The sequence below is a fragment of the Agromyces binzhouensis genome (assembly GCF_004135055.1).
Taxonomy (GTDB): domain Bacteria; phylum Actinomycetota; class Actinomycetes; order Actinomycetales; family Microbacteriaceae; genus Agromyces; species Agromyces binzhouensis.
On sequence record NZ_SDPL01000647.1, the window covers coordinates 1 to 1,143 of the forward strand.

2 protein-coding genes are annotated in these 1,143 nt (G+C 75.5%); both read right to left on the reverse strand.

The window, feature by feature from the left end:
* Positions 1 to 749 (reverse strand): ABC transporter permease (locus ESO86_RS17360; protein ID WP_129236003.1); only part of this gene is annotated, 749 nt, incomplete at its 3' end.
* Positions 746 to 1,143, reverse strand: a 398-nt coding sequence (locus ESO86_RS17365) for an ATP-binding cassette domain-containing protein (protein WP_129236004.1), incomplete at its 5' end; no start/stop codon positions are given. The genes ESO86_RS17365 and ESO86_RS17360, both read right to left, overlap by 4 nt.

Here is a 1,143-nt window from a genome sequence, read left to right on the forward strand (position 1 = left end):
CGCGACCATGCGAGCGCGCACAGCGCGCCGAACGCGAGCGGCACCGTCGGCACGGTCAGCAGCGCCGCGGCCGGCACCGACTCAGGCGCGATCGCCCAGAGCGCGGGCGCGACGAACGGCACCCAGGCCCCGACATCCGCGATCGCCGAGACCTGCGCGACGACGATGATGCCGACCGTCGCGGCGATGCCGGGCAGGAGCCCGCGCCCGATCGTCGCGACCCACGCGGCGGGCACGGCGATGAGGGCGGAGAGCACCACGAGCACGGGGATCCGGGCGAGCGCGCCGACGCCGGCGGCATCCGTCGCGCCGTAGCCCATCGCGACGCCCACGATCGCGACGACGCCGGTGAGGGCGACGGCGACCACCACCGACCAGGCGAGGTAGACCACGAGCTTGCCGAGCGCGATCGCCGGGCGCGACACCGGAAGGGCGAAGAGCGCAGCGACGGTGCCGTCGGCGAACTCGCGGCCGAACATCCAGCTGAGGGCGACGCCGAACGCGAGCACGCCGGCCGCCGCCGTGATCTGGAGGACGACCCCGACGAGGCCGCCCCACCCGGGCACGCCCGCGAGCGGGCCGAGCTTGGCGAGCACCTGTGCGTCGCCGGATCCCGCGGCGAGCAGCATCCCGAGGGCGAGCACGCCCACGCCGACGACGAGGAGCACCGTGATCGAGGCCATCACGCGGGAGGCGATCGCCTTGCGCGCCTCGACCGCGACCGCCGCACCGAGCCCTGCTCCGCTCATGCGGCGGCCCTCCGGGCCTCGTCGTCGTCGTGCACGAGCGCGAAGAACGCGCGCTCGAGGTCGAAGCCGCCCGGGTCGAGCGATCCGATGACACGCCCGTCGTTCACGACCGTGATCCGGTCGGCGACGCGGGCGACCTCGTCGAGGTGGTGGCTGGAGACGAGGATTCCGGCACCGGCGGCGGCCCGCCGCAGCAGCGACTCTCGCAGCACGATGACGCCGGCGGGGTCGAGCCCGTTCGTCGGCTCGTCGAGCACGATCGCCTCGGGCTCGTGCAGCAGCGCGCCGGCGATCCCGACGCGCTGCCGGTTGCCGAGCGAGAGCCGGCCGGCGCGCACGCCCGCGTATCGCCCGAGGTCGAACTCGTCGAGCGCCCGGTCCACGGCGGCGGCCA